The sequence below is a fragment of the Flavobacterium sp. B114r genome, from assembly GCF_056824125.1.
Genome location: NZ_CP124858.1, coordinates 531,833 through 554,895 on the forward strand (window position 1 = coordinate 531,833; position 23,063 = coordinate 554,895).

15 protein-coding genes, 2 tRNA genes and 3 rRNA genes are annotated in these 23,063 nt (G+C 35.9%); 10 read left to right on the forward strand and 10 right to left on the reverse strand.

Annotation, left to right across the window (positions count from 1 at the left end):
• Positions 1-59: 59 nt before the first annotated feature.
• The gene (locus QLQ94_RS02515) at positions 60-1,010 is read right to left on the reverse strand and encodes a PhoH family protein (protein ID WP_072958604.1); all 951 of its coding nucleotides are present in this window, start codon (positions 1,008-1,010) and stop codon (positions 60-62) included.
• A 330-nt stretch (positions 1,011-1,340) separates the two neighbouring features.
• Here QLQ94_RS02515 and QLQ94_RS02520 point away from each other — a divergent pair, with 330 nt between their 5' ends.
• The 6 genes from QLQ94_RS02520 (at position 1,341) to QLQ94_RS02545 (ending at position 7,784) form a co-directional block, all read left to right on the forward strand.
• On the forward strand, positions 1,341-2,168 hold the full coding sequence (locus tag QLQ94_RS02520; protein WP_271338551.1) for an SAM hydrolase/SAM-dependent halogenase family protein: 828 nt from the start codon (positions 1,341-1,343) through the stop codon (positions 2,166-2,168).
• 264 nt (positions 2,169-2,432) lie between these two features.
• Complete coding sequence (locus QLQ94_RS02525; RefSeq protein ID WP_271338550.1) at positions 2,433-2,729, forward strand: putative quinol monooxygenase; 297 nt, start codon at positions 2,433-2,435, stop codon at positions 2,727-2,729.
• Between the two features lie 169 nt (positions 2,730-2,898).
• Positions 2,899-3,624, forward strand: a complete 726-nt coding sequence (gldF, locus tag QLQ94_RS02530; protein WP_271338549.1) for a gliding motility-associated ABC transporter permease subunit GldF — start codon at positions 2,899-2,901, stop codon at positions 3,622-3,624.
• Positions 3,624-5,336, forward strand: coding sequence for a gliding motility-associated ABC transporter substrate-binding protein GldG (gene gldG, locus QLQ94_RS02535; RefSeq protein ID WP_271338548.1), 1,713 nt, complete (start codon positions 3,624-3,626; stop codon positions 5,334-5,336). Before gldF ends, gldG begins: the two co-directional genes overlap by 1 nt.
• Positions 5,337-5,416: 80 nt before the next feature.
• Positions 5,417-6,535, forward strand: a complete 1,119-nt coding sequence (dnaN, locus tag QLQ94_RS02540) for a DNA polymerase III subunit beta (RefSeq protein WP_072958716.1) — start codon at positions 5,417-5,419, stop codon at positions 6,533-6,535.
• A 619-nt stretch (positions 6,536-7,154) separates the two neighbouring features.
• Positions 7,155-7,784: a DsbA family oxidoreductase gene (locus QLQ94_RS02545; protein ID WP_271338547.1), complete on the forward strand. Its 630-nt coding sequence runs from the start codon at positions 7,155-7,157 to the stop codon at positions 7,782-7,784.
• 325 nt (positions 7,785-8,109) lie between these two features.
• Here the strand turns inward: QLQ94_RS02545 and QLQ94_RS02550 are convergent, their stop codons facing one another.
• Positions 8,110-9,882, reverse strand: coding sequence for a MutS-related protein (locus tag QLQ94_RS02550; protein WP_482499123.1), 1,773 nt, complete (start codon positions 9,880-9,882; stop codon positions 8,110-8,112).
• A 67-nt stretch (positions 9,883-9,949) separates the two neighbouring features.
• Entirely contained in the window at positions 9,950-10,783 is an 834-nt protein-coding gene (locus QLQ94_RS02555; protein ID WP_271338545.1) for a universal stress protein, read from the reverse strand.
• A 183-nt stretch (positions 10,784-10,966) separates the two neighbouring features.
• On the opposite strand from QLQ94_RS02555, the gene mnmE reads away from it, so the two are divergent.
• Positions 10,967-12,367, forward strand: a complete 1,401-nt coding sequence (gene mnmE, locus QLQ94_RS02560; protein ID WP_427403077.1) for a tRNA uridine-5-carboxymethylaminomethyl(34) synthesis GTPase MnmE — start codon at positions 10,967-10,969, stop codon at positions 12,365-12,367.
• A 606-nt stretch (positions 12,368-12,973) separates the two neighbouring features.
• Complete coding sequence (locus QLQ94_RS02565) at positions 12,974-13,279, forward strand: transposase (RefSeq protein ID WP_482499940.1); 306 nt, start codon at positions 12,974-12,976, stop codon at positions 13,277-13,279.
• A 360-nt stretch (positions 13,280-13,639) separates the two neighbouring features.
• Here QLQ94_RS02565 and rrf read toward each other — a convergent pair.
• The 7 genes from rrf to QLQ94_RS02600 all read right to left on the reverse strand — a co-directional run bounded on the left by rrf (position 13,640) and on the right by QLQ94_RS02600 (position 21,714).
• Positions 13,640-13,749: ribosomal RNA gene (gene rrf, locus QLQ94_RS02570) — 5S ribosomal RNA — on the reverse strand.
• Positions 13,750-13,880: 131 nt separating this feature from the next.
• Positions 13,881-16,764 (reverse strand): 23S ribosomal RNA (locus QLQ94_RS02575).
• Positions 16,765-16,958: 194 nt separating this feature from the next.
• A tRNA-Ala gene (locus QLQ94_RS02580) sits at positions 16,959-17,032 on the reverse strand.
• Between the two features lie 100 nt (positions 17,033-17,132).
• Positions 17,133-17,206 (reverse strand) — tRNA-Ile (locus QLQ94_RS02585).
• A 126-nt stretch (positions 17,207-17,332) separates the two neighbouring features.
• A 16S ribosomal RNA gene (locus QLQ94_RS02590) occupies positions 17,333-18,846 on the reverse strand.
• Together the 16S, 23S and 5S rRNA genes with 2 tRNA genes alongside form the textbook arrangement of a ribosomal RNA operon.
• A gap of 1,028 nt (positions 18,847-19,874) precedes the next feature.
• Positions 19,875-21,110, reverse strand: coding sequence for an ABC transporter permease (locus QLQ94_RS02595; protein WP_482499125.1), 1,236 nt, complete (start codon positions 21,108-21,110; stop codon positions 19,875-19,877).
• 109 nt (positions 21,111-21,219) lie between these two features.
• On the reverse strand, positions 21,220-21,714 hold the full coding sequence (locus QLQ94_RS02600; protein ID WP_271338247.1) for a YkgJ family cysteine cluster protein: 495 nt from the start codon (positions 21,712-21,714) through the stop codon (positions 21,220-21,222).
• Between the two features lie 74 nt (positions 21,715-21,788).
• On the opposite strand from QLQ94_RS02600, the gene QLQ94_RS02605 reads away from it, so the two are divergent.
• Together QLQ94_RS02605 and QLQ94_RS02610 are read left to right on the forward strand one after the other, a co-directional pair.
• Positions 21,789-22,496, forward strand: coding sequence for a class I SAM-dependent methyltransferase (locus QLQ94_RS02605; protein WP_271338248.1), 708 nt, complete (start codon positions 21,789-21,791; stop codon positions 22,494-22,496).
• 17 nt (positions 22,497-22,513) lie between these two features.
• Positions 22,514-23,059, forward strand: coding sequence for a YfiT family bacillithiol transferase (locus tag QLQ94_RS02610; RefSeq protein WP_482499128.1), 546 nt, complete (start codon positions 22,514-22,516; stop codon positions 23,057-23,059).
• The last annotated feature ends 4 nt before the right edge of the window (positions 23,060-23,063 follow it).

A 23,063-nucleotide genomic window follows, 5' to 3' on the forward strand; every position in this document is an offset into this window, starting at 1 on the left:
GAATATCATTAAATATCAAAACACAGTTTACGATTTACATTTGACATTTTATAAAAAAATTAATCGTGATTTTCTATTTGTTTATAGGCATCAATTACCTTTTTAACTAATCTGTGACGTACGATATCTTTATCATCAAGATAAATAATTCCAATTCCGTCAACGTCTTTCAAGACTAAAATAGCTTCTTTAAGACCAGAAATAGTTCTTCGTGGTAAATCAACCTGTCCGGGATCACCTGTAATCATGAATTTGGCATTTTTTCCCATACGGGTCAAAAACATTTTCATTTGTGAGTGCGTTGTGTTCTGTGCTTCATCCAGAATTACAAAGGCATTATCAAGTGTACGGCCACGCATAAATGCCAATGGCGCAATTTGTATAATTCCTTTTAAGATGTAATCTTCGAGCTTTTCGTTAGGCAGCATATCGCGCAAAGCATCATAAAGTGGCTGCATGTAAGGATCCAGCTTTTCTTTCATATCGCCGGGTAAAAAACCTAGATTTTCTCCTGCTTCTACCGCTGGTCGTGTTAGTATGATCCTTTTTACTTCCTTATCCTTAAGCGCTTTTACAGCCATTGCAACACCTGTATACGTTTTTCCGGTTCCGGCAGGACCAACAGCAAATACCATATCATTTTTCTTGATGGTATCTACCAATAGTTGCTGGTTGGGCGTCATGGCTTTAATTATTTTACCGCCAACTCCATGAACTAGTATTTTGTCATGATCTAATGATTTTCTTTCATCCTGACCATCACTCATTATTACACGTTCAATTACATTATCATCAATGTTGTTGTATCGGGTAAAATGAAGCATAAGCCTCTGAAATCTTTTTTCGAATTCATCTAAAACTTCTTTTTCGCCAAATGCTTTCAAAGTGGTACCTCTCGCTACGATTTTAAGCTTTGGGTAATACTTTTTAATTATTTCAAGATGAGTGTCTTGAGCGCCCCAAAAGTCTTTTGGAGCGATGTCTATGAGCTCGATAATTCTTTCGTTCAAATGAGATAGTTTTAAATTAAAAATAAATCAGTTTTTATAATCTGTGGTTGTCGGGTGTTTTTTAGTTTACAGTTTACGGTCGCAGTTTTCAGTCGCTGTCTAAATTTACAATTCTAAAACTGAAAACGGAGACTATTTCACCCTTTTTTTATCGAATAAAATCGCTTTCTGTTAAAACACTGAAAACTGAAACTGGAAACTGAGACTACTATATATTTATTGTAAATTGTCTTTTCTTTCTTTCAATTTGCATTTACTATTATTAGCTTTGCATTTCTCAAATTTAATGAAAATTAGATTTAAATACTACCAATAGTTATAAACAAAATTATGTCAATAATTACCCTTACTACCGATTACGGCTTGAAAGACCACTTTGTTGGTTCACTAAAGGGTAAGATATTTTCAGAGTATCCAGAAGCTACAATCGTAGACATCTCGCATGACGTTGACCCCTTTAATAACGCAGAAGCCAGTTATATCATTGGAGCATCTTATTTAAGTTTTCCTAAAGGAACAATACATTTGATAGGTGTAGATATTGAGCGTAATAAGGAAAATCAACACATTGCAATGCAATGGAACGATCATTATTTTATATGTGCGGACAATGGTATTTTAAGTATGCTTACGCAGAAAATTGTTCCGCAAAAAATTGTGGCTATCAACATACACGATCGTTTCCCGAGTGAATTTAGTGATTTGGATATTTTTATAAAAGTGGCATGCCATCTTGCTAAAGGCGGGCTACTAAATGTTATTGGGAAAGAAATCCAGGAAATAAAGCAAATTACAGAACTCCAGCCTGTCGTTGCAAATGATGGAAATTCGATAAAAGGCTACGTGATTTATATTGATCATTTTGGTAATGTTGTAACTAATATTTCCAAAAGACAATTTGGAGAAATTGCAAAAGGACGTCCTTATGAAATTGTAATGAAACCAAGAAGTATAAAAACTATTTTGCCTAATTATTCTGCTATCGCAAGTTCTGATAAATACCCTATTAAAACGTATGAAGGCGAAAAACTTGCTATTTTTAACGAAGCAGGATTTCTTGAAATTGCAATTTTCAGAAGCAATCCATCGAAAGTAGGTTCAGCAAATAGTTTACTGGGACTGAACTATAGAGATGTGATTACGATTAAGTTTCTGTAAATAGCCCACAGATTTTACAGATTTAAACAGATATACACAGATTTTCTTGTCATTTCTACAGAGTAGTAATCACACTCGTAACCAACAAAGATTGGAGATTTTCTTTACGGAGCTTCTTATATAACCTCTACTATGCCGAGACGACAATATTGTAGTAAAAACTATACTTTTATAATATTTTAAATTTTCACAAAAAGAACAATCAATTTTGGTATTTTTGCGCGCTTGTAAGCAGGTTTTCAATCAACAATCTAAAATTACAATATGTTTGTTCGAATAGTAAAAATGAGTTTTCACGAAGAAAAAATTCCGGATTTTCTGGAAAATTTTGAAACCGTGAAAAATAAAATACGAAATGCAGAGGGAAATCGTTTTTTAGAGTTGTATCAGGATAAAAATAATAAATGCATATTTTTTACTTATAGTTATTGGGAAACTGAAGAAGATTTAGAAAATTACAGACAATCTGAACTATTTAATACCGTTTGGAGTTTTACAAAAAAGCTTTTTAATGCAAAACCGGAAGCGTGGAGTGTCGACAAGCTGGTTAGTTTAAATTAGTTTCTTTTGTTTCAGGCTTCAACTTATGTGCTGAATATTGGAACGAATTAACCGCAGAGAACACAAAGATTATAAATAAAAGGTTTTAGAAAACACAAAGTTCGCAAAGGAAAGCAAACTTGAAACCTGAAACTTTAAACAAAAATCAACGATTTAAAACAACAATTGAATGAAATCAATCATTTTAAGAGAAATAAAATCTTTTTTTGGCTCACCTATTGGCTATTTGGTCATTGCTATTTTCTTAATTAGCAACGGACTATTTTTATGGGTTTTCCAGGGAGATTACAATATATTGAATAGCGGTTATGCTGATTTGACTCCGTTTTTCACGTTAGCACCATGGATTTTGATTTTTCTGATTCCGGCTGTTACGATGAGAAGTTTCTCTGACGAAAAAAAGCAAGGTACGTTAGAATTACTTTTGACTAAACCATTATCGATTTGGGAAATTGTAAACGGAAAATTTTTGGGTTCTCTCCTATTAATCATTTTAGCCATTATTCCCACTTTTATATATGTAAAAGTAATTTCGGATTTGGGTGCTCCTGAAGGAAATATCGATATGGGGAGTACAATTGGTTCTTATTTTGGATTATTATTTTTGATTGCCGCTTATTCCTCTATCGGAATTTTTACTTCTACTCTGTCAGAAAATCAAATTGTAGCTTTTATAATTGCCGTCTTTCTTTGTTTTATATTTTATTTCGGTTTCGAAGGTTTATCTGCATTGATTCCGGGATCTTCTACAATAATATCGGCATTTGGTATGCAGGATCATTTTAAAAGTATGAGCCGAGGCGTTATCGATACTCGTGATGTTATCTATTTTTCAAGCATTACGGTGTTGTTTCTGTCTTTTACTGTTTATCAATTAAAATCTTTTAAAGCATAATGAAAGCATCTACTCAACAAAATATCAAAACATTAGGTATTACTGTTTTTGTTTTAATCGTTTTAAATGTATTGGGAAGTTTGTTTTTTCACCGATTCGATTTGACCAAAGACAAAAGATACACATTATCCGAAACCTCTTTGCAGATTATAAAGCAGGTTAAAAACCCTTTATCGATCAAGATTTATATGCAGGGCGACTTGCCGGCAGATTTTAAACGTTTACAAGTAGAAACCAAACAATTACTAGAAGAATTTCAAGCCTATAATAGCAATATTGTTTTCGAATTCGTTAATCCGATGGAGAACGAAGACGAAAGCATGGATGTTGTAAAATCTTTGTATCAAAAAGGTCTTACACCAATAAACATTACTGTTGACGATAAGGGAAAACAATCTCAGGCAATGGTTTTTCCGTGGGCAATTGCGGTTTATAACAATAAAGAGGTTAATATTCCCTTATTGAAAAATATAATGGGTGCTTCGACTACTCAAAAAGTGATCGGGTCGATTCAGCATCTGGAATATTCTATTGCTGATGCAATTAATAAAATCAGCAAAGACAGACAAAAGAAAGTTGCAATTATAAAAGGAAATGGGGAATTAAACGAAGTTCACATTGCTAAATTGCTAATGCAAATTCGCGAAAGTTATTACATCGGACCTTTCACATTAGATTCGGTAGCTAAAAACCCGACCGGAACTTTAGAGGCGCTAAAAAAATACGATTTAGCTATTATCTCAAAACCAACTGAAGCTTTTTCTGATGAAGAAAAACAAGTTTTAGACCAGTTTATCATGAACGGCGGTAAAACGCTCTGGCTAATTGATCAGGTCGCAGCAGACATGGATAGTTTATACAATCAGTCCGGAGCGACTTTAGCTTATCCCAGAGATCTGAATTTAAACGATATGTTCTTTAAATACGGATTTAGGATTAATCCTGATTTAGTAAAAGATGAACGAGGAAGCAAATTAAAACTAGCCACCGGAGAACAAGGAAGTGCGACACAATATCAGGAGTTTATCTGGAAATTTGCCCCGGTTGTTGTACCTGCAAGCAGTAATCCGATTGTAAAAAATCTAGGCGAAATTAAATTTGATTTCGCAAATCCGATTGACACTTTAAAAAACGGTATTAAAAAAACGGTTTTATTACAATCGTCTCAATATTCTAAAGTGGTCGGAACACCAACAGAAATAAGTTTAAATAGCGTCACCGAAAAAACATCGCCCCAGGATTACCTGAATAAAGGAAACATACCTCTTTCGGTTTTATTAGAAGGAAATTTTCCCTCGGCTTTTGAGAATCGCGTTTTACCGTTTAAAGAAAATTCATTTTTAGCAAAAGGAAAACCAAATAAAATGATTGTCATTTCTGATGGTGATCTGGCAAGGAATCAATTAGATAAAAACATGATGCCTGTTGAATTAGGATACGATCAACGTACCGGAAATTTGTATGACAACAAAGATTTCATGATGAATTGTATTAATTATTTACTGGATGATACCGGACTTATTAACATTAGAAGTAAAGATGTCAATTTGCCTTTATTGGACAAAAACAAAGTTTATGATAATTACAACCTGACTCAATTCATAACTATCGGACTTCCAATTCTAATTTTACTGGTTTTTGGACTGATATTTACGTATCTCCGTAAAAGAAAATATGGCAAACAGATGTTAATAAAAAAATTGCGAAACTAAGATTGTTTACGATATATTTGTAAAACCTATCCTAGTTGAAGAAATACTAAGAAAAAGTGCAAAAAAATAAAACAAAAGAGATGAAATTTATAGTATCGAGTTCGTACTTATTAAAACAATTACAAGTTTTAGGTAGTGTAATCAACAGTAACAATACGTTGCCTATTTTAGATAACTTTTTATTTGAATTAGACAATAATGAGTTGACAGTTTCGGCTTCGGATCTTGAAACTACAATGTCTGCTACATTATCAATTGATTCTACAAGTAAAGGAAGCGTTGCTGTACCTGCAAAACTTTTACTTGAAATTTTGAAAACATTTCCGGAACAACCTTTGACTTTTACAGTTGAAGAAAACAATACGGTTGAAATTAGTTCAAACTCAGGAAAATATGCTTTAGCATATGCTGCCGGTGAAGAATTCCCTAAATCTGTAAGCCTTGAAGATCCGTCTGTAACACTTGTTCCTGCTGATGTATTAGCAACTGCTGTAAGTAAAACTATTTTTGCTGCCGGAAACGATGATTTACGTCCGGTAATGTCAGGAGTTTTCTTCCAGTTCTCACCAGAAGGTTTAACTTTTGTAGCTACAGATGCTCATAAGTTGGTAAAATATGCACGTACAGATGTAAAAGCATCTCAGGTTGCAGATTTTATTATGCCTAAGAAACCTTTAAATATTTTAAAAAGTATTTTAGGAAGTTCTGATGCTGAAGTAAAAATTGAATATAACGATTCGAATGCGACTTTCTCATTTGACAACTATATTTTAATGTGTCGTTTGATTGATGGAAAATACCCTAATTACGAAGCTGTAATTCCAAAAGAGAATCCAAACAAATTAATGATTGACCGTTCTTTATTTTTAAGTTCTGTTAAACGTGTTGCGATTTTCTCAAACAAAACAACACACCAAATTCGTTTAAAAATCGCCGGAGCTGAATTAAATGTTTCTGCTGAAGATATTGATTACTCAAATAAAGCCGAAGAAAGATTGACTTGTGATTATCAGGGAGATGATCTTCAGATTGGTTTTAACTCTCGTTTTTTAACGGAGATGCTGACTAACTTACAATCAGATATGATTATGTTAGAAATGTCATTGCCTAACAGAGCCGGGATTTTAACTCCTGTTGATGGTTTAGAAGAAGGTGAAACTGTTACAATGTTGGTAATGCCCGTGATGTTAAATAGTTAACATCAAAAGTTCTTTTTGTTACAAGGATCTTTTTTAGTTTCAAATTAAAGACATATCATTGTAAAAAAAAATAACAACGCTATTAACCAACCATTTTTTATACCTAGAAACCGCAATTCTTTTTTTAAGATTTGCGGTTTTTTATTTAGAATCTGTTTTGTTTCAGGTTTGAAGTTTCATGTTTGAAGTTTTATGTTTCAGGTTGAAATATGAATAGGGTTTGAGTGTATTTTTACCGCAAAGCACGCAAGAATCTTTTTATATTCAGATTATGTTCACAAACGCAACGAACGCAAAGCTTTGTGTAAAACAAAGAGAACTTGACCAAACCTTCGAACTCCTATGTTTATAAAAATTAATTTATAAGTTATCCTTTTTTAATCTCGCAAAGACGCAGGAGTTGCAAAGTTTTTTTAAGCTTATATTCTCTCTATGTTAATTTAACTAAGATGCATACATCACCAAGAAGATAAACTTTGCGTACTTGCGTCTTTGCGAGATTATTTACTGCCCAATAAAAAGATCCTTGCGTGCTTTGCGCTTAAACAACACAATCCAGGAAAACCTGAAACCTGAAACAAAGAAAACCGGAAACATTTTTTTTCTTTAACTTTGTAATATGAAAATAGAAATTTGGTCGGACATCATGTGTCCGTTTTGTTATATCGGAAAAAGACAACTGGAAACAGCTTTAGCTGAGTTTCCAAATGGTGAATTTGAAATTGAATGGAAAAGTTTTCAACTTGATCCTACTATTACACCACAATCAGGCAAGGATGTTTATACGTTTTTAGCAGAGCGAAAAGGCATTTCTGTTGAGCAATCTATAGAAATGCATAAAGGCGTTGTAGAACGCGCAAAAAGCGTCGGTTTGGACTATCACTTTGATAAAGCTATTATTTCAAACTCTTTAACTGCGCATCGTATTATACAATTGGCTAAAGTCAAAAAATTAGGCGATGAAATGGAAGAAATTTTCTTTAAGGCTTATTTTGTTGAAGGAAGAGATTTAAATGATGGACCAACATTAATAGAACTGGCTGTAAAAGCTGGTCTTGATCAGAATCTTGTTTTAGAAGTTCTAAAAGATGAAAACTTATTTCTAAAGGAAGTTCAGGATGATATTGCCGAAGCTCAGGAAATTGGCGTACAAGGAGTTCCGTTTTTTGTTTTTGATAGAAAATATGCGGTTTCCGGAGCACAGCCTGTTGAAGCTTTTGTGAAGACTATCACAGAAGCTCAGAAATAACATTTTCAGCCTGTCATTTATGTTCAATCTTGCATTTTGACAAAGGAGAAATCACATCCAATATTTGGCAACGACTTTACTTTTCTTTGCTGAGTTTCTTGTGCGATTTCTCCTTCGTCGAAATAACAAACTAAATATGGAACTTCAAGTTGTCCAACTTCGTTTAGAGCGACACAACAAGAACAAAATTTTCTTATACAAACAAGATTGCCCTAGCCCTGATTGTAACGGCATCCTTTTGTGGTGGGGTTCACCACAAAAGATACAGTGGACAGCAGGAAATAGCTCCTCGTTAAACTCCAATTTAAAATCTACAATCTAAATCTTAAATCACTCCCATTTTCTGCATTAAGAAAGTTGCGCTTTTGTTTTTACAGATTCCGTTGCGGAGTTTATAATCAAAATGAAGGTCATTGTTTTTTATCTCTACCTCAAAACATTGATTCGTTAAAATATCAGGATATTCATTTGTCGTCAGACAAACTTCGATATCGTGTGTTGCTATGGCCCCAATTGCATTTTTAGCAATAACCTTTTTAACCACTTCTATAGTTCCGTTTCGTTTGTCATCAGAGTTTGTTCCTCTTAATATTTCATCCAGCAAAACAAAAGCAGGCTGATCTTCTAATGCGTCCATAATTTGTTTTAAACGCTTAATTTCTGCAAAAAAGTAAGATTCACTATCTGCTAAGGAATCTGACAATCGCATTGATACTAAAACAGGAAGTGGATGAATATTAGCTTTTGAAGCACAAACAACGGAACCTACCCCGCTTAAAACCATATTAATTCCCAGACTTCTTAAAAAAGTACTTTTTCCAGACATATTAGATCCTGTTAAAATCATAAACGATTCCGGATAAAAATGAGTATCATTTCCTACTCTGGTCTCTGGGTTTAACAAAGGATGACTTAAATCTGAAAATCCTATTTTATATTCTGAATTGATTTCGGGAAAAACAAAATCAGCATTATTATAGGCCAAATTTGCATAACTATTCAAGGCTTCAAATTCTCCAATGATAGCAATCCATTTTTCAAGTTCAGTCGAATAATTGTCTTTCCATTTTAGAAGTGATTTTAATACGTGAAGATTAAATAAGAAAATACCATTAAACACGATAGCAGTTACAAAATTATTAATTGTATCCATTCTTGAAAACAACTCCGACAGGTCTTTTAAGTGTTTGCTTGCGGTTGCATTTTTAAAAATAAGCTGCTGCTGCAAATCAATTAATTTTCTGGATTGAAAAGTTTCCGCTTCAATTATCTGAACTAACAAACTATATTGTTTAATGATTTTATCTACGTTGTCTGCTTTGGCAATTTCAGATTGAATTCGTTTGAATGACTGTCCTAGAACAATTAAATTCGCAATAAAAATATAGGTTAAATAAGATAATATAATAATTTTTGAAGTAATAAAATAAGCCACTAAAAAACCTAAAAACAAAGCCGGAAGAACAATAGACAATGCAACTAAAAATTTAGGTAAGCTATTATTCTTAAATGAATTCCAATATAGCAACGAATCATACGAATTTTTAGAATCGTTACTAATCATTGCAAGGGCAAGGAAATCCTGGCGCAAATTGATCTTAGTTTTAAGCTCGTTGATTGCTTCCTGATTTTCAAGAATTGTTTCATTAGGCGACAAGCTTAATAATTGATTTGCTAATGTTTTTTTTCCGACAAAAGTGGCGGTTCTGTTTATATTCTGAAATAACGAATGTTCTCCAAAAATATCTAAATCGTAAGCATAAGGATGATGAAAATCATTGAATTCAATTCCATTTTCAAAAGGGATTTTCTCTCTTTTCAAATAGGTAATTTCATTTTTATTAAGTTTCAAAATTGCTGTAGTAAGTTCTTTCTGAAAAGATAATCGCGAATGAATTCTCATCAAAAAAAGAAAACCAACAAAAGACAGAAAGGCAAAAACTGCATAAAGAATTTCATTAGTTTTTATGTAATAAAACAATAAAAACAAGCAAAGAAAAACACTTATAAGGCGCAGAACGCTGATGCTATTGTATCTCTTGTTGATCTTATGAAAAATTGTAGTATAGTGTTCAACCTTGTTTTGATATGCTTCCATTTTTTTAATTTAATGAAACACAAATATAGACTATACACCTATATGTACTATCAAAAGGTATCTTATTTTATGTTTCGTGCATTACCAAAACCGGAACAGAAACTTCTTTTGCGATTTTTTTTGTAAAACTGGACTCAAATAAGCTTTCGAAGAAAGATCTTTTGTGTGTTATGGTTGTCAATATGTCGATATCTTTATACAATATAAAGTCAAGAATCGTTTCTTTTACTTCGTCACTTGGCAAGACAAGAAATTCTACATTTTCACCTGCAAACTCTTTTTCCCATTCTTTAATAGTTTCTTCTGCAACATCTGAACTTGTTGTTTTAACATATAAACTTTTTACCTTTGCATTTGTCTTTTTTGCAATATTAAGCACTTTTCTAAGTTCTGTTTTATCTTTTTCACGATAACGGGTTGTAAAGCCAATTGTTTTTATTTTTTTGAATTTTGCATCAGCAGGAATACATAAAACAGGCACTTTGATTTCTGAAATTACGGCATTGGTATTTGACCCAAGAAAAAACTTGGTCCAGTCTGTAACTCCTGAGGTTCCCATAATAACAAAATCTACTTTATCTTCTTCGACAGCATTTTTTAGATTATAAATTAAATCACCATCCATTAAACGGTGTTTTATGACAATATCATCCAAGTTTCGCTCCATTGCAATGGTTCTTAATTTTGGAATTTCATCTTTAAACATTTCAAATTTCGCCAATTCAATAGAGCTGTAAATTGCTGCATAATTCTCTGGGAAAAACTGACTGTCATAAACCGGAATCTCAAAAGTATGCAACAAAATAAGTTCAGCGTTTACAATTTTTGCAAATTCTAAAGCATGTACAAATGCATTTGTTGCGGATTCAGAAAAATCGGTGGGGAATAATATCTTTTTCATTTTGATTCGGATTTAGAAGTTGTTCTCTCAAATTTAGTCATTCTTAAAATAAAACAGTCTGACAATTATCAGTATTTTAACATTTAATTATTTCTTAATAATTGATTTTTTAACAATTAAGGAAGATATCCTGAAGACGACTTCAAAGACACAACTTTATGGCTTTTTTTATACCTTTGCACCATGATAAATCAAGATTCTATAGTTGCATTGGCTACTCCGTCCGGAGCTGGAGCGATTGCTATAATTCGAATTTCAGGTTCTGATGCTATTGCAATCGGAAATTCAGTTTTTAAATCCATAAAAGACAAAGACCTCACCAAGCAAAAAACGCATACTTTGCATTTGGGGCACATTGTTGATGATTCGAAAACACTTGACGAAGTATTGGTTTCTGTATTTAAGGGTCCAAACTCGTATACCGGCGAAAATACAGTCGAAATCTCCTGCCACGGATCTACTTATATTCAACAACAAATTATTCAATTATTGCTTCGAAAAGGTTGCAGAATGGCTGATGCCGGTGAATTTACTTTGAGAGCGTTTTTGAATGGTAAACTTGACTTATCGCAGGCTGAAGCTGTTGCCGACTTAATTTCGTCTGATAATGAAGCTTCGCATCAAATTGCCATGCAACAAATGCGTGGTGGTTTTAGTAATGAAATTGCAAAATTACGTGAGGAGCTTTTGAACTTCGCTTCGTTAATAGAACTAGAATTGGATTTTGCAGAAGAAGATGTAGAATTTGCTGACAGAACTCAATTTCATGAATTATTAAACAGGATTGAATTTGTATTAAAACGTTTAATAGATTCTTTTGCCGTTGGAAACGTGATCAAAAACGGAATTCCTGTCGCCATTGTTGGGGAACCAAACGTAGGGAAATCAACATTGCTAAATGCTTTATTAAATGAAGAACGCGCTATAGTTTCAGACATCGCAGGAACAACCCGTGATACTATTGAGGATGAATTGGTTATTGGCGGAATTGGCTTCAGGTTTATTGATACAGCAGGAATTCGTGAAACTAAAGATGTTGTAGAAAGTATTGGGATTAAAAAAACTTTTGAGAAAATTGAACAGGCACAGGTTGTAATATATTTGTTTGACGGTTTAAAGTTTCAGATTTCAAGTTCTGAGTTTGTTTCTGAAATTGAACAAATCAAGAATAAATACCCATTAAAACCTTTAATTATTGTTGTAAATAAAAAAGATATATTGTCAGCTGATGAAGTTTCAAACATCACGACTAAACTTGAAAATTTAAATGCAAAACTTTTACTAATTTCAGCTAAAGAGAAAATTGGTGTTGAGGACTTGAAGAATGAATTACTTTCTTTTGTAAATACGGGTGCTCTTCGTAACAATGAAACCATTGTTACGAATACAAGACACTATGATTCATTACTAAAAGCTCTGGATGAAATACAAAAAGTAAAATTTGGTCTTGAAACAAATCTTTCCAGTGACCTAATTGCGCTTGATATTCGTGAAGCTTTGTATCAATTTGGCTTGATCACGGGTCAAGTCTCAAACGATGAATTGTTAGGGAATATTTTTGCTAATTTCTGTATTGGGAAGTAAAAGCAATAAGAAGTTATTGTCGTTTTATACACGAAAAAACCAACAATTACTACATCACTAATCATCGATTTTTTAAAGCAAGGAATCGGATTTATATTTAAGGAGGTTATCTGAAAAATAATTTTAGACAACCTCTATTTTTTTATCCAGGGTGTTTGCCAAATCAGAAATTTACTTATTTGTAAAACAGGCTTTACATTGGTATATTGTTTTGCATCTTCAAAAAGTATTTCTTCATTACGAAGGAACCTTTCATAAAAACCTTCAATTTTGTCAAAGAAAGAGATCCAGTTACGCGCTAGCACACATCCTTCTTATTAAACACCATATTGGCTGTATTTTCTTCTATAGCTGTCAGGTCATTGAACACATCTGCAAAATTGACTATAAAAAAGAAGTTGGGTTCAAGAAATAACACTTGACATGGTTAATTCCATGAAATTGATCTCCAAAAGATGTTTTCGAAAAAGCTGTACAGGTTACCGATAGATTTCATGTTCAAAAATTAGCTCTAGAAGCATTGTAGGAGATTAGAATAAAATATCGATGTAAGTCGATGGATACCGAAAATCGATTGATATTACAAGCAAAAAGAGAGGTCAATATATATATTCCAAATCTTTTGCTAACGGAGACTCTGTAAAGCAGTTTTTAGCCAGGAGTAGATATGTTCTTTATAAATCTCACGAAAAATGGACTGAGAGCCATAATGAAAGATCTCAGATCTTATTTAGCTTATATCCTGATATAAAAACAGCTCATAGATTAATACAACAACTTCGTGGGATATATAACAACTACAATAACAAATACATCGCCATGACTAAACTAGCTCATTGGTATAGAAATGTAGAGGAATCAGATTTTAAGAACTTTAATATCTTACTAAATACCAAAACGCTTAACTACTAATCTATCTTTAAACTACTTTTACAATAGAAGTACAAATGCTTCAGCGGAATCATTCCTTTTTAGACTAACTACTATTTATGCTTAATTGTTACTGCTCCTCAGGTTTTCGTGTTGATCCCAAATTAGAAGCTATTTAAGAAAAAATGCATAAGAAGCAAGGAAAGCAAAAGAAAGACAACTTTTCACAATTGCATTTAGTCACAAAATATCATCCGATCCAGCTTTGCGAACTTAACAATTTTCAACAATTACAAACTTTTCTTGCGCGCTTTGCGGTTAAACTACAAACCAATATAAAACATTACCCCGGTATTTTGTAAAACAAAAAACCCTGTTTCGCTAGAAACAGGGTTTTCAAAAGAAAGGCGACGACATACTCTCCCACATAACTGCAGTACCATCTGCGCAGGCGGGCTTAACTACTCTGTTCGGGATGGGAAGAGGTGAGCCCCGCCGCAATAACCACCTTAAGAAGTTATAATTGCTTTGGGCAATTTTACAATTAATTAAAAATTGTAATAATATCTTAACATACTGAGATAAAGAAAAAAGTATTGATTTAGAAAGTTTCTTCTCCCACCTTACGGTGGGAGAAAAGGGTGTACATAAGCTTACGGATTATTAGTACTACTCGACTATGACATTACTGCCTTTACATCTATAGCCTATCAACGTGGTCATCTCCCACGATCCTTAAAAGAAATCTCATCTTGTGGTGGGTTTCGCGCTTATATGCTTTCAGCGCTTATCCCTTCCAAACGTAGCTACTCTGCGATGCTCCTGGCGGAACAACAGATACACTAGAGGTTTGTCCAATTCGGTCCTCTCGTACTAGAATCAGATCCACTCAAATTTCTAACGCCCACAGTAGATAGAGACCGAACTGTCTCACGACGTTCTGAACCCAGCTCGCGTGCCACTTTAATGGGCGAACAGCCCAACCCTTGGGACCTTCTCCAGCCCCAGGATGTGACGAGCCGACATCGAGGTGCCAAACCCCCCCGTCGATATGAGCTCTTGGGGGAGATCAGCCTGTTATCCCCGGCGTACCTTTTATCCTTTGAGCGATGGCCCTTCCATGCGGAACCACCGGATCACTATGCTCTACTTTCGTACCTGATCGACCTGTATGTCTCTCAGTCAAGCTCCCTTATGCCATTGCACTCTACGCACGGTTACCAAGCGTACTGAGGGAACCTTTAGAAGCCTCCGTTACTCTTTTGGAGGCGACCACCCCAGTCAAACTACCCACCAAGCAATGTCCCCCGTAAAACGGGGTTAGGCCTCAGATAAACAAAGGGTTGTATTTCAACAATGACTCCACAACGCCTGGCGACGCCACTTCACAGTCTCCAACCTATCCTACACATCATTTATCCAAGGTCAATACTAAGCTATAGTAAAGGTGCACAGGGTCTTTTCGTCCCACTGCGGGTAAACGGCATCTTCACCGTTACTACAATTTCACCGAGCTCATGGCTGAGACAGTGTCCAGATCGTTACACCATTCGTGCAGGTCGGAACTTACCCGACAAGGAATTTCGCTACCTTAGGACCGTTATAGTTACGGCCGCCGTTTACTGGGGCTTCAATTCAATGCTTCTCCGAAGATAACATCTCCTCTTAACCTTCCAGCACCGGGCAGGTGTCAGGCCCTATACTTCATCTTACGATTTTGCAGAGCCCTGTGTTTTTGATAAACAGTCGCCTGGACCTCTTCACTGCGGCCCTGATTACTCAGGGCGACCCTTCTCCCGAAGTTACGGGTCTATTTTGCCTAATTCCTTAGCCATGAATCTCTCGAGCACCTTAGGATTCTCTCCTCAACTACCTGTGTCGGTTTACGGTACTGGTACTAATTACCTGAAGTTTAGAGGTTTTTCTTGGAAGCCCTTAGGCGCACTATCTCTTTGTCCGAAGACTCCGAGTACTATCGTATTTCCCCAAAACCCGTGGATTTGCCTGCGGGTCTTATAGGTAGGTACTTCAACGAACTATTCCGTCAGTTCGCGGCGCTTTCATCACTCCGTCACCCCATCACAGTAATTAGTAGTACGGGAATATTAACCCGTTAGCCATCGACTGTCCCTTTCGGGTTCGCCTTAGGACCAGACTAACCCACAGCTGATTAGCATAGCTGTGGAAACCTTAGTTTTTCGGTGTGCGGGTTTCTCGCCCGCATTATCGTTACTTATGCCTACATTTTCTTTTCTAACCAGTCCAGCATACCTTACGATACACCTTCAACCCTGTTAGAATGCTCCCCTACCACTTACAATTGCTTGTAAATCCATAGCTTCGGTAATATACTTATGCCCGATTATTATCCATGCTCGTCCGCTCGACTAGTGAGCTGTTACGCACTCTTTAAATGAATGGCTGCTTCCAAGCCAACATCCTAGCTGTCTGGGCAGACAAACCTCGTTCTTTCAACTTAGTATATATTTGGGGACCTTAGCTGATGGTCTGGGTTCTTTCCCTCTCGGACTTGGACCTTAGCACCCAAGCCCTCACTGTTAGTGAACATTATATAGCATTCGGAGTTTGTCAGGAATTGGTAGGCGGTGAAGCCCCCGCATCCAATCAGTAGCTCTACCTCTATATAACTTTATAACTAACGCTGCACCTAAATGCATTTCGGGGAGTACGAGCTATTTCCGAGTTTGATTGGCCTTTCACCCCTACCCACAGGTCATCCGAAGACTTTTCAACGTCAACCGGTTCGGTCCTCCACTGTGTGTTACCACAGCTTCAACCTGCCCATGGGTAGATCACACGGTTTCGCGTCTAACACTACTGACTAAAGCGCCCTATTCAGACTCGCTTTCGCTACGGATCCGTGGCTTAACCACTTAACCTTGCCAGCAACGTTAACTCGTAGGCTCATTATGCAAAAGGCACGCCGTCACCCCACGAAAGGGCTCCGACCGCTTGTAAGCGTATGGTTTCAGGATCTATTTCACTCCGTTATTCACGGTTCTTTTCACCTTTCCCTCACGGTACTGGTTCACTATCGGTCTCTCAGGAGTATTTAGCCTTAGCGGATGGTCCCGCCAAATTCAGACAGGGTTTCACGTGCCCCGCCCTACTCAGGATACCACTATCTATTATACTCGTTACCCATACGGGACTATCACCCTCTATGGTGTCACTTTCCAGTAACTTCCGGTTCCTTGTACATAAAATATCGTGGTCCTACAACCCCAATCTTGCCGTAACAACATTGGTTTGGGCTAATCCGCGTTCGCTCGCCACTACTTACGGAATCACTTTTGTTTTCTTCTCCTCCGCCTACTTAGATGTTTCAGTTCAGCGGGTTTGCCCACCTATCGGTGTACTATGTCTTCAACATAGTGGGTTGCCCCATTCAGGTATCTACGGATCAATCGGTGTGTGCCCGTCCCCGTAGCTTTTCGCAGCTTATCACGCCTTTCATCGCCTCTGAGAGCCAAGGCATCCCCCATACGCCCTTATTTTGCTTATTGTACCAATCATAAATTAATATGACCGTTTTTTTTTGTCTTTTACAATAAAATTGTAAAAAACGCTTTCTACTTTTTATTATTTTCTTATCTCAATATGTCAATGAACTTTTTCTTTTTCAGAATAAAGAACATAGAGAATAGATAATAGACCAAGTCTATATTCTTTTTTCTATATTCTATCTTCTTAAAGATAGTGGAGAATAACGGAGTCGAACCGTTGACCTCCTGCGTGCAAGGCAGGCGCTCTAGCCAGCTGAGCTAATCCCCCTTTTTAATTAAAAATTAAAAATCGTGAATTAAAAATTATGAACTATGTGATCCTTAATCTTTCAACTTCTAAAATTTCCTTCTTTTTAAGAGTAAAATAGTTGTCTCGGACAGACTCGAACTGTCGACCCCTACATTATCAGTGTAGTACTCTAACCAGCTGAGCTACGAGACACTCTTATTCTTAAAATTTATTATTTGAACTAACAGCAAGAGTAAAATAGTCTTAAAATCAAAACCTATAAAGCTTCTTCTTTTTTCCTCAGCGTGTTGATAAATCAACTAACACTTGAGGCTCTAGAAAGGAGGTGTTCCAGCCGCACCTTCCGGTACGGCTACCTTGTTACGACTTAGCCCTAGTTACCAGTTTTACCCTAGGCAGCTCCTTGCGGTCACCGACTTCAGGCACCCCCAGCTTCCATGGCTTGACGGGCGGTGTGTACAAGGCCCGGGAACGTATTCACCGGATCATGGCTGATATCCGATTACTAGCGATTCCAGCTTCACGGAGTCGAGTTGCAGACTCCGATCCGAACTGTGACCGGTTTTATAGATTCGCTCCTGGTCGCCCAGTGGCTGCTCTCTGTACCGGCCATTGTAGCACGTGTGTAGCCCAAGGCGTAAGGGCCGTGATGATTTGACGTCATCCCCACCTTCCTCACAGTTTGCACTGGCAGTCTTGTTAGAGTTCCCGACATGACTCGCTGGCAACTAACAACAGGGGTTGCGCTCGTTATAGGACTTAACCTGACACCTCACGGCACGAGCTGACGACAACCATGCAGCACCTTGTAAATTGTCTTGCGAAAGATCTGTTTCCAAACCGGTCAATCTACATTTAAGCCTTGGTAAGGTTCCTCGCGTATCATCGAATTAAACCACATGCTCCACCGCTTGTGCGGGCCCCCGTCAATTCCTTTGAGTTTCATTCTTGCGAACGTACTCCCCAGGTGGGATACTTATCACTTTCGCTTAGCCACTGAGATTGCTCCCAACAGCTAGTATCCATCGTTTACGGCGTGGACTACCAGGGTATCTAATCCTGTTCGCTACCCACGCTTTCGTCCATCAGCGTCAATATACTAGTAGTAACCTGCCTTCGCAATTGGTATTCCATGTAATCTCTAAGCATTTCACCGCTACACTACATATTCTAGTTACTTCCTAATAATTCAAGTCTAACAGTATCAATGGCCGTTCCACCGTTGAGCGATGGGCTTTCACCACTGACTTATTAAACCGCCTACGGACCCTTTAAACCCAATGATTCCGGATAACGCTTGGATCCTCCGTATTACCGCGGCTGCTGGCACGGAGTTAGCCGATCCTTATTCTTACGATACCGTCAAGCTACTTCACGAAGTAGTGTTTCTTCTCGTATAAAAGCAGTTTACAATCCATAGGACCGTCATCCTGCACGCGGCATGGCTGGATCAGGCTTGCGCCCATTGTCCAATATTCCTCACTGCTGCCTCCCGTAGGAGTCTGGTCCGTGTCTCAGTACCAGTGTGGGGGATCTCCCTCTCAGGACCCCTACCCATCGTAGCCTTGGTAAGCCGTTACCTTACCAACTAGCTAATGGGACGCATGCTCATCTTTTACCGTTGTGACTTTAATTATAAAATGATGCCATTTCATAATACTATGAGGTATTAATCCAAATTTCTCTGGGCTATCCCTCTGTAAAAGGTAGATTGCATACGCGTTACGCACCCGTGCGCCGGTCTCTAGTTCCGAAGAACTATACCCCTCGACTTGCATGTGTTAAGCCTGCCGCTAGCGTTCATCCTGAGCCAGGATCAAACTCTTCATCGTATATTGTTGATCTAATCACTTAGATCGTATTGTTATTCGAATCAGTCTCTATCGGTTCTTTTTCAATCTCTCGATTATCTTACTCTTTATTCTTTTGTTTTAACATCTCTGTTAAAACGGCTGTCAATTCAATATGTCTACGAACGTGTCTTCTTTTTTGTTTCGCTTGTTTCTCAAAGCGGGTGCAAAAGTAGAAATTTATTTTCAACTGGCAAGTAAATTTTGAAGTTTTTTTTTGGAAATTTTTATTTCCTTTTCTTCTCATTTCCTAACCAATCTATCAATGAACTTCCGTTGTTTTGCGGGGTGCAAATGTAACATCTGTTTTCAAATCTCACAAGCTTTTCGAAATCTTTTTTAGAAAATAAATTTTCGTTTTGATTAGTAATGCTTGTCAGTATTTCAGTGAACGTCTGTCGTTGTTGCGGGTGCAAAAGTAGGTCCTTTATTTACATTTACAAGCCTTTTTGTTCTATAATTTCAATGTTTTTACAAACTTTTTCTTAACACCCTGATAACACCAACCTTAACCATTGTCCTTTTTTTGACTTTATCGGAATTTTCGTAAGCACATTGTGCTTTTCACAATAACAACACTTGAAGAACGGCCATTTTTATGAACTTTACAGACTTATCGAGGTTTTTCTATTACTTTATAATAGCTACCTACCATTCATTTCAGCTCCTTTTAACAGATACCCCTCATTATGCCACGAAGACTCAAAGATTCTTTTGCTTTACCTTTGAATAAGACGCTAAGTTTTGCTCCCATACCTATATACACTATATTTCTAATTAAGAACAACTGCCCTAGCCCCGATAGAAATGGAAATCCTTTTGCTTTTTTCTTTAAAAAGTAAAAGATTGAAATGCATAGCGGGATTGAGCTCCTAATTCAAATTTCAATAGAAAATCCCGATTAAAGCTTTAATTTGACTAAATTAAACAAACCCTATTATCCATAAAAAAAACAACCCGCCAAAAAAACTGACGGATTACTTATATCTATAATATATGATTTTTTGAAACTACTCGAAACGAATCGCTTTGACTGGTGAAATTTTTGTTATGATATAAGAAGGAATTAACAGCACTACAAAACAAACTGTAATGGTAAGCAAATTCAACAAAGCGATATATCCCCAATTTAAATAGACTGGCGCCTGATTGACGTAATAATTTTCAGGATTTAACTGAACAATCCCAAATTGCTGTTGGATTAGCAATATCGCAATACCAATTAAGTTCCCCCAAAACAATCCTCTTATAATAAGATAGAATGCGTTATACAAAAATATTTTACGAACTGTCCAATTGTTCGCCCCCATAGCTTTTAAAATACCTATCATTTGTGTACGCTCTAATATAAGGACCAATAGTGCAACAACCATATTTATTGTAGCCACTAAAATCATAATCCCTAAAATAATGACTATATTAAAATCAAAGAGTTGTAGCCAATCAAAAATGTAACTGTATTTCTCAATTATCGTTTTAGTATCTAAACTCGATGATGTTTGCTCGTAAATTTGATTGCCGGTCGTTTTAATCTGATCAAAGTCTTTAATAAAAACTTCAAATGCTCCAACTTGATCCGGAGTCCATTTATTTATTCGTTGAATATGACGAATGTCTCCTATTATATATGTAGCATCGAATTGCTGAAATCCCGAATTAAAAATACCCGCAATTTTGAATCGGCGACTATTTGGCATTTTACCTTGTTCTTCCTTAATAAAAAAGGTGTTAAAATTATCCCCCACTTTTAGATTAAGCCGATCCGCAAGAAATCTCGAAATCAAAACCTCTTCATTTAAAGCTTTAGTAAAATCTGGAACTTTACCCTCTACGACATATTCTTTTATATTGTTCCAATCATAATCTGCTCCTACACCTTTGAAAACAATTCCTTCAAATGCATTTTCGGTTCTTATAATTCCTGCCTTACTAGCGATTGCCTGAATATGACTCACTTGAGGTACCGACTTGAAGTCTGGATAAAAATCCTGTTTTTTTGAAATAGGAATCAGAGTTACTTCAGAATTATTATTATCGTAATTAGATATAATTATCTGGCCATTGAAAGCTGAAACTTTATCGCGTATCTTTTGCTGTAAACCCATCCCGGTTGCAACCGAAACCATCATCATGATAATACCAATAGCAATTGCCGAAATAGCAATTTTTATAATTGGCGCTGATATACTGCTTTTATAATCTTTGGCAGTGATAAGTCTTCTGGCTATGAAATATTCTAAATTCAAATTTTTGTTGTCTATTTATTATTATAATGAATTCCCTCATCCAAATCAAAAATACATTTAAAAAAGCAAAAACAAATTACTTCCAGAAACATTTACTTTTTTGCAAATCCTACAAAGGAAGTTTCTTTTTCATTTCCTCTACTATATTATATGCGGCAGGACAAATGGCAACATTTTTTAAAGTGATATCCGTAATCTGATTGAACTTTTTACGATCTGTATGCGGAAACTCTCTACAGGCTTTTGGACGAACATCGTAAATCATGCAATAATTCTCGCTATCTAAAAAAGTACACGGAACACTTTGCAAAACATAATCTTTATCTTCGTCGATTCGGAGGTATTGCTCTATGAACTGTTGAGGCTTTTGCCTCAAAGATTTTGAGACTCTTTCAATATCCGCCAAAGTAAATAACGGGCCTGTTGTTTTACAACAATTAGCACACTTCAAGCAATCTGTCTTTTTAAATTCGGCATCATGCAAATCCTGCATTACATAATCTAAATTTTTAGGTTGTTTCTTTTTCAGCTTATCAAAATACTTTTTGTTTTCGATATGCTTATCTTTGGCTAACTTATTTAAGTTATTTAAAATTTGTTTCAAGTTTACTTTTTAAAGTTGATCTGCAAAATTAAACAACTTTAAACTTGAAACCTTAAACTTTGAAATAAAATACGATGAAAGATCTATTTGGAAAAGCGATGTTCGACTTTCAAACCAATAATTCGCCGGAAGATATCATTACCGAAACTACAATTTCTGAAGAAGATGAAATGAGTGTTGATTATTTATTCCGTTCTTATAATGAAATGCCAAAACTTGAGCAAAAAGCACTTCAGTTAGCCTCGGGAAAAACACTTGATGTTGGTTGTGGAGCCGGCAGTCATAGCTTATCATTACAAAACGATCGTAACTTAGAAGTTACTTCAATAGATATTTCTGAAAAAGCAATTGAAACCTGTAAGTTGCGCGGTGTCAAAAATGCAAAAGTTCAAAATATACTAGATTTTGATGGTGAAAAATTTGACACAATCATCTTATTAATGAATGGCGTTGGTATTTTTGGCAAATTAGAAAACTGCAATAAATTTCTATCGAAGCTAAAATCTCTTTTAAATCCAGGCGGACAAATTCTACTGGACAGTTCTGACATCATTTATATGTTTGACGAAGATGAAGATGGCGGAAAATGGATACCATCTAATAACGATTATTACGGAGAACTTGTTTTTAATATCTCTTACAAAGGAGAAAAAGAAGAACCTTTTGACTGGTTGTACTTAGACTACAACACACTTCAGAATGGAGCTATTGCAAATGGACTAAAATGTGAGCTTATTCTAGAAGGAGAACATTATGATTATCTTGCCAGACTATCGATTTAAAATAAAATCTACTTATTATGACAGCGCTAGATTTAGAAAAATTAAAATATCCAATAGGAAAATTTGAATTTCCTATTGAATTTACACCGGAATATCTTTCAGCAAAAATTAATGAGATTGAATCTTTTCCTGAAAGGTTAAAAAAAGAAACACTTCATTTGACAAGTAAACAATTAAACACTCCTTATCGACCAGACGGATGGACGGTTCGACAAGTAATTCATCATTGCGCCGAAAGCCATATGAATTGTTACATAAGAATAAAATGGGCTCTTACTGAAAACAATCCAGTCATAAAAGCATACGACGAAACTTTATGGTCTGAATTGCCGGACAATTTAAATATGCCTATTCAGCCTACATTAACTTTATTGGAAGGATTACATTATCGCCTGGCTTTTATCATGAAGAATTTATCTCTTGCAGATCTTGAAAAATCTTTTATACATCCTGAAAATAATTCTGAATATAAAATAAAACAATTAATAGGAACTTATGCGTGGCATGGAAATCATCATCTTGCCCATATCACAACTTTAAAAAAATATAAAAATTGGAATTAGAATT

Bases quoted from the DNA above. Each gene is read 5' to 3' on its own strand.
- QLQ94_RS02545 (WP_271338547.1), top strand. From the start codon at position 7,155: ATGAAAATAGAAATTTGGTCGGACATCATGTGTCCGTTTTGTTATATC.
- gldG (WP_271338548.1), top strand. From the start codon at position 3,624: ATGAAAGCATCTACTCAACAAAATATCAAAACATTAGGTATTACTGTT.
- QLQ94_RS02610 (WP_482499128.1), top strand. From the start codon at position 22,514: ATGACAGCGCTAGATTTAGAAAAATTAAAATATCCAATAGGAAAATTT.
- QLQ94_RS02520 (WP_271338551.1), top strand. From the start codon at position 1,341: ATGTCAATAATTACCCTTACTACCGATTACGGCTTGAAAGACCACTTT.
- dnaN (WP_072958716.1), top strand. From the start codon at position 5,417: ATGAAATTTATAGTATCGAGTTCGTACTTATTAAAACAATTACAAGTT.
- mnmE (WP_427403077.1), top strand. From the start codon at position 10,967: ATGATAAATCAAGATTCTATAGTTGCATTGGCTACTCCGTCCGGAGCT.
- QLQ94_RS02525 (WP_271338550.1), top strand. From the start codon at position 2,433: ATGTTTGTTCGAATAGTAAAAATGAGTTTTCACGAAGAAAAAATTCCG.
- gldF (WP_271338549.1), top strand. From the start codon at position 2,899: ATGAAATCAATCATTTTAAGAGAAATAAAATCTTTTTTTGGCTCACCT.
- QLQ94_RS02555 (WP_271338545.1), bottom strand. From the start codon at position 10,783: ATGAAAAAGATATTATTCCCCACCGATTTTTCTGAATCCGCAACAAAT.
- QLQ94_RS02605 (WP_271338248.1), top strand. From the start codon at position 21,789: ATGAAAGATCTATTTGGAAAAGCGATGTTCGACTTTCAAACCAATAAT.
- QLQ94_RS02550 (WP_482499123.1), bottom strand. From the start codon at position 9,882: ATGGAAGCATATCAAAACAAGGTTGAACACTATACTACAATTTTTCAT.